The organism is Lentzea sp. NPDC003310 (assembly GCF_040610935.1).
GTDB lineage: Bacteria > Actinomycetota > Actinomycetes > Mycobacteriales > Pseudonocardiaceae > Lentzea.
In genome coordinates this window covers 64,668-77,511 of the sequence record NZ_JBEXNC010000013.1, presented here as the reverse complement: position 1 = coordinate 77,511, position 12,844 = coordinate 64,668, and the positions used below count along the sequence as shown (strand labels likewise).

The 12,844-nt window shown below is 69.0% G+C and carries 12 protein-coding genes; 4 read left to right on the top strand and 8 right to left on the bottom strand.

The features are described from left to right. Positions 1–41: 41 nt before the first annotated feature. Positions 42–1,028 carry a PHP domain-containing protein gene (locus tag ABZX02_RS26570; RefSeq protein ID WP_355301753.1) on the top strand — a complete coding sequence of 329 codons (987 nt, stop codon included), beginning with the start codon at positions 42–44 and terminating at the stop codon, positions 1,026–1,028. Here ABZX02_RS26570 and ABZX02_RS26565 read toward each other — a convergent pair. After that, positions 991–1,569, bottom strand: a complete 579-nt coding sequence (locus ABZX02_RS26565; protein WP_355301751.1) for a hypothetical protein — start codon at positions 1,567–1,569, stop codon at positions 991–993. The genes ABZX02_RS26570 and ABZX02_RS26565 overlap by 38 nt on opposite strands. 188 nt (positions 1,570–1,757) lie before the next feature. Between ABZX02_RS26565 and ABZX02_RS26560 the strand changes: the two genes are divergently transcribed. The 3 genes from ABZX02_RS26560 to ABZX02_RS26550 are packed head-to-tail and all read left to right on the top strand — an operon-like array spanning position 1,758 to position 5,263. Beyond that, complete coding sequence (locus ABZX02_RS26560) at positions 1,758–3,086, top strand: DNRLRE domain-containing protein (protein ID WP_355301749.1); 1,329 nt, start codon at positions 1,758–1,760, stop codon at positions 3,084–3,086. 21 nt (positions 3,087–3,107) lie between these two features. Then, positions 3,108–4,310 carry an MFS transporter gene (locus ABZX02_RS26555; protein ID WP_355301747.1) on the top strand — a complete coding sequence of 401 codons (1,203 nt, stop codon included), beginning with the start codon at positions 3,108–3,110 and terminating at the stop codon, positions 4,308–4,310. Continuing rightward, complete coding sequence (locus ABZX02_RS26550) at positions 4,307–5,263, top strand: hypothetical protein (protein WP_355301745.1); 957 nt, start codon at positions 4,307–4,309, stop codon at positions 5,261–5,263. The genes ABZX02_RS26555 and ABZX02_RS26550 overlap by 4 nt, the downstream gene beginning before the upstream one ends. Before the next feature lie 511 nt (positions 5,264–5,774). On the opposite strand, the gene ABZX02_RS26545 is transcribed toward ABZX02_RS26550, so the two are convergent. The 7 genes from ABZX02_RS26545 to ABZX02_RS26515 form a co-directional block, all read right to left on the bottom strand. Then, positions 5,775–5,981, bottom strand: coding sequence for a hypothetical protein (locus ABZX02_RS26545; RefSeq protein ID WP_355301744.1), 207 nt, complete (start codon positions 5,979–5,981; stop codon positions 5,775–5,777). A gap of 183 nt (positions 5,982–6,164) precedes the next feature. Next, the gene (locus ABZX02_RS26540; protein ID WP_355301742.1) at positions 6,165–7,451 is read right to left on the bottom strand and encodes an ABC transporter substrate-binding protein; all 1,287 of its coding nucleotides are present in this window, start codon (positions 7,449–7,451) and stop codon (positions 6,165–6,167) included. 10 nt (positions 7,452–7,461) lie between these two features. Beyond that, on the bottom strand, positions 7,462–8,562 hold the full coding sequence (locus tag ABZX02_RS26535) for a branched-chain amino acid ABC transporter permease (protein WP_355301740.1): 1,101 nt from the start codon (positions 8,560–8,562) through the stop codon (positions 7,462–7,464). Continuing rightward, positions 8,559–9,446, bottom strand: coding sequence for a branched-chain amino acid ABC transporter permease (locus ABZX02_RS26530; RefSeq protein WP_355301738.1), 888 nt, complete (start codon positions 9,444–9,446; stop codon positions 8,559–8,561). The genes ABZX02_RS26535 and ABZX02_RS26530 overlap by 4 nt, the downstream gene beginning before the upstream one ends. Continuing rightward, positions 9,439–11,259, bottom strand: coding sequence for an AMP-binding protein (locus tag ABZX02_RS26525; protein ID WP_355301736.1), 1,821 nt, complete (start codon positions 11,257–11,259; stop codon positions 9,439–9,441). The genes ABZX02_RS26530 and ABZX02_RS26525 overlap by 8 nt, the downstream gene beginning before the upstream one ends. Beyond that, positions 11,256–12,035 carry an ABC transporter ATP-binding protein gene (locus tag ABZX02_RS26520; protein ID WP_355301734.1) on the bottom strand — a complete coding sequence of 260 codons (780 nt, stop codon included), beginning with the start codon at positions 12,033–12,035 and terminating at the stop codon, positions 11,256–11,258. Before ABZX02_RS26520 ends, ABZX02_RS26525 begins: the two co-directional genes overlap by 4 nt. Continuing rightward, positions 12,032–12,805 (bottom strand): ABC transporter ATP-binding protein, encoded by a 774-nt coding sequence (locus tag ABZX02_RS26515; protein ID WP_355301732.1) that lies wholly within the window; start codon positions 12,803–12,805, stop codon positions 12,032–12,034. Before ABZX02_RS26515 ends, ABZX02_RS26520 begins: the two co-directional genes overlap by 4 nt. Positions 12,806–12,844: the final 39 nt, after the last annotated feature.

The following is a 12,844-nucleotide window of genomic DNA, read 5'->3' as shown; positions in this document are numbered from 1 at the left end:
GTAGGAGCCGCGCGTACCCCGGGGATGGGGTAGGAAGAGGTATGGATCCGGTCAAGGCGTTGAAGCAGGTGGCCTTCCACCTCGAACGGGCGGGCGAGCCGACCTACCGCGTCCAGGCGTTCCGCAACGCGGCCGCCGTCCTCGCCGACCTCGACCCGGCCGACGTCGAGAAGCGGGCGAAGCTGGGCACGCTCACCGACCTCAAGGGCGTCGGCAAGTCCACCGCCGGCGTCGTCGTGGACGCCCTGGCGAACCGCGAACCGTCCTACCTCGCGAAGCTGCGGCACGTCGACATCACCGGCGGCGAGGAGATGCGCGCGCGGCTCAAGGGCGACTGCCACGTCCACTCCGACTGGTCCGACGGCGGCAGCCCGATCCGCGACATGGCCGAGGCGGCTCGCGACCTCGGCCACGAGTTCATGGTGCTGACCGACCACTCCCCGCGGCTGACCGTCGCGAACGGACTGTCCCGCGACCGGCTGGAGAAGCAGCTGGAGGTCGTCGCGGAGCTCAACGCCGAACTCGCGCCGTTCGTCGTCCTCACCGGCATCGAGGTCGACATCCTCGACGACGGTTCACTCGACCAGGACGAGGACCTGTTGGCACGCCTGGACGTCGTGGTCGCGAGTGTCCACTCGAAACTGAAGATGCCGCGCGCGGAGATGACCCGCCGGATGGTCAACGCGGTGCGCAACCCGCACGTCGACATCCTCGGCCACTGCACCGGCCGGCTCGTCGTCGGCAAGGGCCGCCCCGAGTCCCAGTTCGACGCCGAGGAGGTCTTCGAGGCGTGCGCCGAGCACGGCACCGCCGTCGAGATCAACTCGCGGCCGGAGCGGCTCGACCCGCCGCGGCGGCTGCTCAGCCTGGCCGTCGACGCCGGGTGCACGTTCTCCATCGACAGCGACGCGCACGCGCCGGGCCAGCTGGACTGGCTGAACTACGGCTGCGCGCGGGCCGAGGAGTGCGGCGTCGAGCCGGAACGGGTGATCAACACGAGGAGCGCAGCTCGGCTGCTGTCCGGGTGAGGTGCTCGTACCAGGACACGAGCGGCCCGGTGTCGGCGAGCGCGCGGGTCAGCGCCACCCGGCAGAGGTCGCGCACCGGTTCGGGGTCCCAGGCGGCCAGCAGATCGTCGAACGACCCGAGTGAGCCCAGCGCGTAGTCCTCCAGCCCGGCGCAGATCGGCACGACCGTGCCGTCCGCCTTCACCACCAGCGGGTCCGGCCGCACGAACGAGGCGGGATCGGCCCGCAGCAGCGCGGCCGAAGTGACGTCGAACTGCACCTCGACCGCGTCGTCCTCCGCGACACGGTTCAGCTCCACCGCCGCGTAGACGAGGTCGACCCGGTCGACGCCGTGCGGGCGCACCCGCACCTTGCGCGCGCCCTCGCCCACGGCCTGCGCGGCCAGCCCCCGCAGCAGGGTCACGTTGTCCGGCACCAGGTCGATCAGCACCGTCACCCGGTGCCCGTCGGCGGCGTGCTCTCCCACCTCGTCCAGCGCGACCACCAGCTCGGCCTCCGGCACGGCCGGCAGCCAGCGAGGGTCGCAGACCTCGACTCCCATGCCTGTACGGAGCGCGCGGGGGCGGGGGAAATACGTGCTCACCCCCTGGAGGGGTTTTCCGAGCGTTCACCCAACCGCCGCCGAACGATCATTGGTGGCCGAACCATCGCGGCCCTACTCTCGCCGACGGCCCATGTCCGCCCACCACCACGAGGACAGGCATGTCACGTCGCAGGGCTCCCTTAGCCGTGCTCTCCAGCATCATCGTCACGGCGGCCACCCTCACCGCCTCCACTGCGGCCCACGCCGCCATCACGACGTTCACCCCCACCGCCGACACCTACGTCGACAACGGGTCCACGGGCACGAACTTCGGCACGTCGGGCCAGCTCGGCATCGACAACTCGCCGGTCAAGCGGACGTTCCTCAAGTTCACGGTCTCCGGCGTCAGCGGCGTGAGCAACGCCAAGCTGCGTCTGCACACCGACGACGTCTCCGGCGCGGAGAGCCCGAACGGCGGCACGTTCCGGGCCATGTCGAACGTCAGCTGGACCGAGACCGCGGTCACCTGGGCGAACCAGCCCGCGGTCGACGGCGCCACCCTCGGGTCGCTGGGCGCGGTCGTGCGCAACGCCTGGTACGAGGTCGACGTCACCAGCCTCGTCACGGGCAACGGCACCTACAGCATCGCCATCACGTCGGGCAGCACGGACGGCGCCGACTACGACTCGCGCGAGAGCGGGTCCACGGCACCGCAGCTCGTCGTCACCGACGGCACGACGCCGCCTCCCGGCGACCCGGTCTGGGTCGGCGCGGGCGACATCGCCGACTCGGGATCCGGTGACACGGCCACGGCCGCGTTGCTCGACGGCATCCAGGGCACGGTCTGGACGACCGGTGACAACGTCTACCCGGACGGCACGGCCTCGCAGTTCAGCACCTACTACGAGCCGACGTGGGGCCGGCACAAGGCACGCACGAAGCCTTCTCCCGGCAACCACGACTACCACACCAGCGGCGCCACGGGGTACTACAACTACTTCGGCGCGCAGGCCGGTCCGTCCGGGCGCGGGTACTACTCCTACGACCTCGGCAACTGGCACATCGTGTCGCTGAACTCCAACATCAGCATGGCGGCGGGCAGCGCGCAGGAGCAGTGGCTGCGGCAGGACCTGGCGGCGAGCACGAAGCCGTGCACCGCGGCGTACTGGCACCACCCGCTGTTCACGAGCGGCGCCAACCACGCGCCCTCGACGGCCACGAGGCCGTTGTTCCAGGCGCTGTACGACGCCAACGCGGACCTCGTGGTCTTCGGGCACAACCACCAGTACGAGCGCTTCGCACCGCAGAACCCGAGCGGTGGCCTGGACACGGCGCGCGGCATCCGGTCGTTCGTCGCGGGCATGGGTGGCGCGGGCGCCTACGGGTTCGGCACGATCAAGCCGAACAGCGAGGCCCGCAACACCGGCACGCGCGGGGTCCTGAAGTTCACGTTGCACGACAACAGCTTCGACTGGCAGTTCGTCCCCGAGGCGGGCAAGACCTACACCGACAGCGGCACCACCGACTGCCACTGACGGACCCGCTGGAGGCCGGTGATGTACCTGTCCACTCTCGACAAACCCAGGACGGCGAACTGGAAGGGGCTGAGCGGCAACGTCTTCGCGCTCGGCACCGTCAGCCTCATCACCGACGTGTCGTCGGAGATGGTGGCCGCGGTCCTGCCGCTGTACCTGGTCATCGGCCTCCAGCTCAGCCCGGCCGCGTACGGGCTGATCGACGGCGTCTACACCGGCGCCACCACCCTGCTCAGACTCGCGGGCGGCTACCTCGCCGACCGCACGCACCGGCGCAAGGCCGTGGCGGGCTTCGGCTACGGCATCTCCGCCGTGGCCAAGCTGGGCTTGCTCGCGGCCGGCAACTCCCTGACCGCGCTGGGGATCGTCATCACCGCGGACCGGGCGGGCAAGGGGCTCCGCACGGCGCCACGCGACGCGTTGATCACGCTCTCCACGCCGAGCGGAGACCTGGGGCGGGCGTTCGGCGTGCACCGGGCGATGGACGGCATCGGCGCGTTCGCCGGGCCGCTGGTCGCGATGGCCGTGCTCGCGGCGTCCGCGCAGTCGTTCGACGCCGTGTTCGTGGTGAGCGCCTGCATCGCCGCGTTCGGCGTGCTGGTGCTCGTGCTCTACGTGCGCGATCGTCCGGAACCGCTGGAGCGCAAGGAACCCCTGAAGCTCGCGCTGCTGAAGGACCCGGCCGTCCGGCGGATCGTGCTGGCGGCGTCGCTGCTCGGCCTCGTCACGATCGGCGACGGGTTCGTGTACCTGTTGCTGCAGAAGCGCGAGGGGCTGGCCTTCGGCTGGTTCCCGTTGCTCGCCGTCGGCACGAGCCTCGTCTACCTCCTGCTAGCCGCACCGCTGGGCGCGCTCGCCGACAGGGTCGGCCGGCTCAAGGTGATGCTGGCCGGGTACGGCGCGCTGACCCTGGTCTACCTGCTGCTGCACGGACCGCTGGGCGGCTGGCCGCTGCTCGTGCTGGTCGTGGTGCTGTACGGCGTGTTCTACGCCTGCACGGACGGCGTGCTGATGGCGCTCGCGGGCCCGGTGCTGCCGGAACGCCTGCGCACCACCGGCATCGCGCTGATCCAAAGTGGACAGGCGCTCGCCTACCTCGGCTCGTCCGTGCTCTTCGGCCTCACGTGGCAGTTCACCAGCCCCGAGACCGCCACCAGGATCGCCGCCGTCGCGGTGGTCCTCGCCCTGGTCACCACCGCCGCACTGCTGGGACGACGCCGATGAACCGACGCCTGCTGGTCCTGCTGACCGCCGCCGTGCTGCTCGGCGGGGTCGCCGTCGGCTACACCGCCCTGTCCGGTGCCACACCGGAGAACGCCGCGCGGTCCGTGCCGACCGACGGCGGGCCGCGCCTGATGGTGCTGAGCAACGGCAAGCTCTCCACGGTGTCGAGGAACGACCCGGCCGGCGCGCGCGAGGTCACCGCGCAGAGCTGCGACCGCGTCTACTCCGCCGCGGGCACGATCTCCTGCCTGCGCCCCGTCGGAGCCTTGAAGGCGGGCGAACTCGCCGTGCTCGACCGCGACCTGCGCGAGCTGAGGACCGTGCCGCTGACCGGGTTCCCGAACCGCACGCGGGTCTCGGCGAGCGGCCGGATGGTGGCGTGGACGCTGTTCGTCGACGGGCATTCGTACGCCGCCAACGGTTTCTCCACCAGCACCGGCATCCTCGACACGAAGACGGGCACGCTGGTCACGTCGCTGGAGGAGTTCGCGGTCGAGGGCATGCCGGCCCGGCCCGTCGACACGAACTACTGGGGCGTCACGTTCACGGCCGACGACAACCGCTTCTACGCCACGATGTCCACCGGCGGTCACCGGTGGCTGCTCGAGGGCGACTTCGCGGCCCGCAAGGTCCGTCCGCTCACCGACCTGGACGACGTCGAGTGCCCGTCGCTCTCCCCGGACGGCACCCGCATCGCCTACAAGAAGGCGGTCGAGGGCGACCCGCAGAAGGGCTGGCGGGTCTCGGTGCTGGACCTGACGAGCAGGAAGATCACCGAGTTGGCCGAGACCCGCAGCGTCGACGACCAGCCGGCGTGGGTGGACGACCGGACCGTGGCGTACTCGATCCAGCGCGACGACGGGCTGAACGACGTGTGGGCGGTGCCGGCCGACGGCAGCGGGTCGCCCGCGGTCCTCGTCCCGGAGGCCAGCTCCCCCGCGCCTGTGAGTTGAGCGAGCCGACCTGGGGCCTTGGCTTGCGCGGGTCGGTTTGCGTTGGGACGTCAAGTTCCAGCGGGGTGGTCACCTGCCGTGCGACCTGTCGCCTTCCAGCGTGGTCGCCTTGCGTCGTGTACCGAGCCGGTGCCGGGCATCGCCGCTTCGCGACGATTGCGATTGGGGCTTGACTTCGGGGCCCTTGCGAGGCCTTCCTCGGCCCAGAAAAGCCGGGTCTGTACAGCCCGGCCGAGGGTCAAGTTTAAGGCCTCGCACCCAAAGTCAAGCCCCAATCGCCGTCGTGGTTGCGTCACCACCACTGACCCGACATCCATCACTCACACGCCTCGGCTTCGCCATCGCGTGAGACGTTGCTTGACCGACGTCGAGTGCTCACACGCCTCGGCTTCGCCATCGCGTGTGGGGCGTTGAGGTGGCTCGGCTTCGCCGTTGCCCTTCGCGCTGGGAAGCACGCCTCGCCTTCGGCATGCGTGGGCGTGCCGGACGCACCGTCCGTCCGGCAACCGGGTCAAATAGGCAAGGGCCTCATCCGGTCCGGCATGTGCGCGCGGAGCGCGGCGTGCAGCGCCGACACCTCGTCGGCGTCCAGCAGCACGGTGCCCGTCTCGCACGCCAGCACCGCCTCACCGGTGCGCTGGTCGGGCACGTACCTCAACTCCACGTCCGGCACGGTGCACGACTCGGCCCGGCGAATCGCGACCAACAGCTCCGACACCCGTTCGTACCCCAGCCGCGCGTTCCAGCACAGCGCGGCCGGGGGACGAACGAATAACCGGAGCCCTCCGGCGGATCGGCGAACCTCGACGCACGACAACACCGCTGACGACCTCCTACAGGCTTCAACCAGCAAGGATAGTCAGCAATGTCCGGTTTCAGAGTCGAGCATCACCCGTTCGGTTCATTGGTAGCAGGGCTTCTCGAACTTGAAGTCCTTGGCCGTGGAACCGGTGAAGAAGTCCTCCACCAGCGTGACTCCGGTCGGAGAGGCGTCGTCGGGCTTGTAGAGGGTGCTCTGGCGGAACAGCCCGTCCTGGGGCGAAGCGGAGAAATTACCCGCACCCGAAGGAAGCATGCCCTCGTAGTCCACGGAGGTGAGCTGCTTCACAGCGTTGAGCACACCGGCCCGCGTCAGGTCCTTGTTGGCGGCGGCCTTCTCGAGCGCCGCCTTCAACGGGTAGGCCCACACCCAGCCCGCGGTGTAGCCGTCGTTCGGCGTCACACCCGGCAGGGCCGCGCGCATCGCGGTGTGGCCGACGGACTCGGTGCTCCACGACTTCCACGGCGCCGACTGCATGTACAGCGCCTTGATCGCCGGTGCGGCCGGCGACTTCAGCAGACCGGGGTTCCACGTCGGCGAGGTGCCGATGAACTTGCCCTTGAAGCCTCGTGCCGCGGCCTGGCCGATGATCACGGCCGCGTCGGTCGGGCCGGTCGTCAGCACGACGAGGTCCGGCTTCTTCGACACCACCGCGTCGATCGCGCCGCCCTGGTTGTCCTGACCGGCGGTGGTGGTCACGTTCTCGAACGTCAGACCGCGCTTCTCGGCGGCGATCTTCGCGCCGGCCGCCGCGTCGTCGCCGTAGTCACCGGCGTTGTGCACGGCCATCACGGACTTCACGCCCATCTTCTCGACGGCGTAGTCGACGGTGTTCATGGACTCGACGCAGTAGTTCGCGCCGGACTCCAGCACGCCGTCCTCGACGCCCCACAACGAGGTCCACGACGCCGGCACCGCGACCATCTTCGTGTTCTTCATGTCCGGCAGGATCGCCGCGGTCGTGGGCGAGCCCAGGGTCTGGGTCAGCGCGAGGACGCTGCCCTTGATCTCCTGGTAGACCTGGTTGTGGATCTGCGGGTTGTACTTGTTGTCCTTGACGTACTTGGTGACGTCGACCTCGTAGCCGCCGATGCCGCCCTTGTCGTTGACGCGCTTCCAGAACGCCTTCTGCGAGTCCGTGATCGGCACCGCGAGCGTCTTGAACGGGCCCTCGGTGAGGTCCGAGATGGTGCCCAGGTAGATGCAGCCCTTGGACTTGTCGACGGCGTTCGGGCAGGCCTCGGACGTCACGCCGACGTCGACCTTGACACCGCCCGCGCCCTCCTGTGGCGCCGCGCCGTCCCCTCCTCGGCACGATGCCAGGGCGAGCGCCCCGACGAAGATGACTGCGAGTCTCTTTCCAGACATGGAGATCTCCTCAGTACGAGAACGGCCAGGTGCGCCAGTAGTTGCGGACGCGGATCCAGATGCCGAACAAACCGCGTGGCTCGACGATGAGGAACACGATGATGAGCACGCCGTAGAGCACGGCCTCCACCTGGAAGACCGTGATCACGCCGGTCGCGTCACCACTGATGAACGGCAGCACCGAAGGCAGTTCCCTGGTGATGCGTGGCAGCAGAGTGATGAAGAGCGCGCCCATGATCGCTCCGGAGATGGTGCCCGCGCCGCCGATGAGCACCATCGCGATGTACTGCACTGACAACAGCAGGCTGAACGAGCCGGGGTCGAAGAACCCGTTCACCACGAACAACAACGCGCCCGCGACCCCCGCGTAGAACGAGGACACCGCGAACGCCAGGACCTTGTACCTCGTCAGGTCCACGCCGATCACCGACGCGGCCAGGTCCCGGTCCCGCACCGCCGCGAACGCCCGGCCGACCCGCGAGCGCACCAGGTTCCGCGCCAGCACACCGAAGATCACGAGCAGCACGAACATCAGCAGGTACAGCTGCTGTGCCGCCGTGAACACCGCGTTGTCCTGGTCGAGGCGCACCCCGAACAGCTCGGGCACGGCCGCGGGCCGCCCGACACCGGGACCGCCGGTGAGCGACGTCCACTCCCGGAACACGTGCTCTCCCAGGAAGACCAGCCCCAGCGTCACGATCGCGAGGTAGAGCCCGCGCAACCGCACCGCCACCGGCGCCACCAGGACGCCGAAGAACGCGGCCACCAACCCGGAGGCCAGCAGCCAGATCGGCAGCGACGTGATGCCGAAGCCGATCACCCGCCCGGTTTCCGACCCGGACAGCGCCGCGCCCGTATAGGCGCCGATCGCGAGGAAGAACGCGTGGCCCAGCGAGACCTGGCCCGCGTAGCCCGTGACGATGTTCAGGCCGATCGCGCCGATCGCCGCCACGAACCCGGTCGCGAGCAGCTGCAGCAGGTCGTCGGTGATCATGAACGGCATGAGCAGGGCGAGCACGACGAGGCCGCCGGACCACGCGCGTTTCGGACGCGTGTTCAGGAACGCCATGTCCTGCCCGTAGGAGGTGTAGAGCTCAGGACGACCCTTCACAGACGTTCCACCTCCCGCTTGCCGAACAGCCCGTACGGTCTGACGAGAAGAACGAGCAGCATCAACGCGTACGGCGCCACCAACCCGAAGTTCGGCCCGAGCCAGGGCGCGAAGTCGTTCTGGTACGTGCCGAACAGCGACTCGACGACCCCGACCGTGAGACCGCCGACCACGGCGCCGCCCAACGACTCCAGGCCGCCGATGATGATCGCGGGCAACGCCTTCAGCGCCACGATCCACAGCTGCTGGTCGACACCGGCGCCCGTCGCGACGAACACGCCGGCCAGCGCGGCGAGCCCGCCCGCCAGCGCCCACGACAGCGCGAACACCGAGCCGACCGACACGCCCTGTGCCAGCGCGACCTCCTGGTCGTAGGCGACCGCGCGCATCGCGAGCCCGATCCGCGAGTAGCGGAAGAAGAGGAACAGCACGCCCGTCACGACGGCGGTCGTCGCGATCATCACGAGGTAGCGCTGCTGCACCTCGGCGCCCAGGAAGTTGATCGTGTTCAGCCCCCACGGGTCGCCGACCTGCCGGACGTCGAGGCCGATGAACGCGTTGGTCACCACCCTCACCACGACGTCCACGCCGATGGTGATGATCGCGACCACGAACACCGGTTTGCCGACCATCGGCCGCAGCACCGTGCGTTCGACGCCCAGGGCCAGCACGGCGATCACCACGGCGGCCACGACGACCGCCCCGGCGAACGAGACCACGGGCGAGAGGTACGAGACCAGCACCGCGCCCGCCAGCATGAACGCCGGCTGCGCGAAGCTGATCACCTGCGTCGACTTGTAGATGATCACGAAGCCGAGCGCGAGCAGCGCGTAGATCGACCCGGTGCCGAGACCCCGGATCAACGACTGGAGAAACTCATCCATACATGCTCTCCACGAGGTCGTCGAACATCTTGCCCAGCGCGGACCTCTTCACCTTCTGCGTCGCGGTCAGCTCGCCGTCCTCGTGGTCGAGCTCCTTGGGGAACATCCGGAACTTCTTGATCTGCTCGACCTGGGCGAACTTCCCGTTGGCCTCGGTCACGATCTTCTGCACCAGCTCCAGCACCTCGGGCTTCTCCGACAGGTCCCGGTAGGTGGTGTAGGTGATCTTGCGCTGCTGCGCCCAGTGGCCGACCGTCTCGTACTCGATGCCGATCAGCGCCACGAGGTACGCGCGCTGGTCGCCGATGACGACGGCCTCCTTGATGTACGGGGAGGTCTTCAGCGCGTTCTCGAGCTCGGACGGCGCGATGTTCTTGCCGCCCGCCGTGATGATGATGTCCTTCATCCGGTCGGTGATCTTCACGTGCGTGCCGCCGACCCACTCGCCGACGTCACCGGTGTGCAGCCAGCCGTCGCTCATGACCCGGGCCGTGGACTCGGGGTCCTTCCAGTAGCCCGCGAACGTGCCGCCGTGCCTGGTGAGGATCTCGCCGGTCTCCTCGTCGATCCGCAGCTCGATACCGGGTTGCGGCTCGCCCACGGTGCCGAGCTTGACGCGCCCCGGCCGGTTTCCCGTTGCCACGGCGGTGTTCTCGGTCATGCCGTAGACCTCGTGCATCGGCACCCCGATGCCCATGAAGAACTTCAGCACGTCCGGTGCGATCGGCGCGGCACCCGAGGCGGCGTACCGGACGTACCGCATGCCGATGCGGGCTTTCAGCGCGCGGAAGCAGAACAGCCAGCCCGCGGCGTAGAGCAGCCTGCTCTTGCCCGTGTGCACGCCACCGGTCCGCACGAGCGTCTCGCCGATGGTCTCGGCGCGCTTCAGCCAGAACCCCGTGGTGGTGCGCTTGAGCCAGGACGCCGACGACACCCCGATCTTGACGCCCGCCAGCACCTTCTCCCAGATGCGGGGGACGCCGAAGAGGATCGTCGGCTGCACCTCGCGCAGGTTCGCCTGCACGGTCTCGATCGACTCGGCGAAGTGCACCTGCACGCCGCTCGCCGCGCTGAACCACGTCGTGAAGATGCGTTCCGCGACGTGGCAGAGCGGCAGGTAGGACAGCGTGACGTCGGCGGAGGACGGCGGTGGCGAAGTGAAACCGCCGCCCTCCACCAGGACCTGGACGGCGAACTCGACGTTCGCCACCGTGAGCATCGCGCCCTTCGGCGGCCCGGTCGTGCCGGACGTGTAGATCAACGTCATGACGTCGTCCGGCTCGATCGCCGCCATGCGCTCGGCGAGCTCGTCCGGGAACTCGTCGCGGTGCCGCGCGCCCAACGCGAGGAAGTCGTCCCAGGCGAGGAGTTTCGGGTTGTCGTAGCGGCCCTTGATGCCCCGTGGCTCCAGGTAGACGATCCACTCCAGGTCGGGGGTGTCCTCCAGCACCAGCAACGCCTTGTCGACCTGCTCCTGGTCCTCGGCGATGAGGATGCGCGTGCCGGAGTGCGACAGCAGGTACGCGACCTCGGCGGCGGGGTTCGTCGGGTAGAGGCCGACCGCGATGCCGCGGGCGGCGACGGTGCCGAGGTCGGCGTAGAGCCACTCGCGGCGGTTCTCGGAGTGGATCGCGACCCGGTCGCCGGGCTGGAGGCCGAGGGCGAGCAGCGCGTGCCCGACCAGTTCGACGTTCGCCCAGTAGCAGGCCCAGCTCACCTCCTGCCAGATGCCGAAGTCCTTGGCCCGCAACGCGATCTGGTCGGGCGTGCTCTCCGCGCGGTTCTTGACGCGCGTCACCACCGTCGTCGTCATGGCGCCACGCTCTTGTGCTGCTCGCCGAGGTAGGCCCGGATGACGTCGGGGTCCTGCTGCACCTCGGCCGGGGTGCCGGTGCGGATCGGGCGGCCGAAGTCCATGACCATCACGCGGTCCGCGAGATCCATGACGAGGCCCATGTCGTGCTCGACCATGATCATCGGGATGTTCAGCTCCTCCCGCACGTCGAGGATGAACCGGGCCATGTCCTCGGTCTCCTCGACGTTCATGCCCGCGACCGGCTCGTCCAGCAGGAGCAGCTTCGGCTCCATCGCGAGCGCCCGCCCCAGCTCGACGCGCTTCTGCACGCCGTAGGGCAGCAGGCCGACCGGGAACCGGCGCCACTGCTCCAGTTCGAGGAAGTCGATGACCTCCTCGACCGCCGCCCTGTTCTTCAGCTCCTCGTTCTTCGCCTTGCCGAGCCAGAAGAACGCCGACAGCGCGCCGTAGCGCATGTGGTTGTGGCGCCCCAGCATCAGGTTGTCGACCACGGTGAGGTGGGAGAACAGCTCGATGTTCTGGAACGTGCGGGCCATGCCCTGGGCGGCGATGCGGTGCGGCCGCATGCCGACGAGGTCGGTGCCGTGGAACCGCACCGAGCCCCGCTGCGGCCGGTAGACGCCGCTCAGGACGTTGAAGATGGACGTCTTGCCGGCGCCGTTCGGGCCGATGACGGCGAAGAGCTCGCCCTCCTCGACGCTGAACGACACGGTGTCGACGGCCACGACGCCGTCGAACGCGAGCCGGATCTCGCTGACCTCCAGGACGCTCAAGACAACCACCGCTTCCTGCGCTTGTAGTGCTTGACCGCACGGAACGAGGAGGTGCCGAGACCGAGGTAGAACTCGCGGATGTCGTCGTCGGCGAGCAGTGCCGCCGCCGGCTTGTCCATCACGACCTTGCCGGTCTCGAGCACGTAGCCGTGGTCGGCGATGGAGAGCGCCATGCTGGCGTTCTGCTCGACCAGCAGGACCGTGGTGCCCTGTTCGTTGATCTTCACGACGAGGTCGCGGATCTGCTGCACGAGCAGCGGCGCGAGGCCGAGGCTGGGTTCGTCGAGCAGCAGGTAGGACGGTTCCGACATGAGCGCCCGGCCGATCGAGAGCATCTGCTGCTCGCCGCCGGAGAGGTAGCCCGCGCTCTGTCTTCGCCGTTCGGCCAGCCGGGGGAAGAGCTCGTAGCAGCGGTCCAGGTTCTGCCGGATCCGCTTGGGCCGCGCGTGCCCGCCGACCTTGAGGTTCTCCTCGACCGTGAGCTCGGCCAGGATCCTGCGTCCCTCCAGGGCCTGCTTGATGCCCCGTTCCGCGATCCGCGCCGGTGAGAGGCGGTGGATCGGTTCACCGTCGAGCGTGATCGAGCCCTTGGTGACCTTGCCGTCGTGCACGTCGAGCAGGCCGCTGAAAGCTCTCATCAGCGTCGTTTTGCCTGCTCCGTTCGCGCCGAGCAGCGCGACGACCTTGCCCTGGGGCACCCGCAGGCTCACGCCGCGGAGCACCAGCATCACGTCGTCGTAGACAACCTCGAGGTTGTTCGCTTCGAGCACCAGCGCCTCCTAGGGGGCCCCTGACATACCGCGCAGTAT

Excerpts from the sequence above, each read along its gene's own strand:
- ABZX02_RS26525 (WP_355301736.1), bottom strand. The coding sequence starts at position 11,259 with ATGACGACGACGGTGGTGACGCGCGTCAAGAACCGCGCGGAGAGCACG.
- ABZX02_RS26530 (WP_355301738.1), bottom strand. The coding sequence starts at position 9,446 with ATGGATGAGTTTCTCCAGTCGTTGATCCGGGGTCTCGGCACCGGGTCG.
- ABZX02_RS26570 (WP_355301753.1), top strand. The coding sequence starts at position 42 with ATGGATCCGGTCAAGGCGTTGAAGCAGGTGGCCTTCCACCTCGAACGG.
- ABZX02_RS26565 (WP_355301751.1), bottom strand. The coding sequence starts at position 1,569 with ATGGGAGTCGAGGTCTGCGACCCTCGCTGGCTGCCGGCCGTGCCGGAG.
- ABZX02_RS26540 (WP_355301742.1), bottom strand. The coding sequence starts at position 7,451 with ATGTCTGGAAAGAGACTCGCAGTCATCTTCGTCGGGGCGCTCGCCCTG.
- ABZX02_RS26550 (WP_355301745.1), top strand. The coding sequence starts at position 4,307 with ATGAACCGACGCCTGCTGGTCCTGCTGACCGCCGCCGTGCTGCTCGGC.
- ABZX02_RS26555 (WP_355301747.1), top strand. The coding sequence starts at position 3,108 with ATGTACCTGTCCACTCTCGACAAACCCAGGACGGCGAACTGGAAGGGG.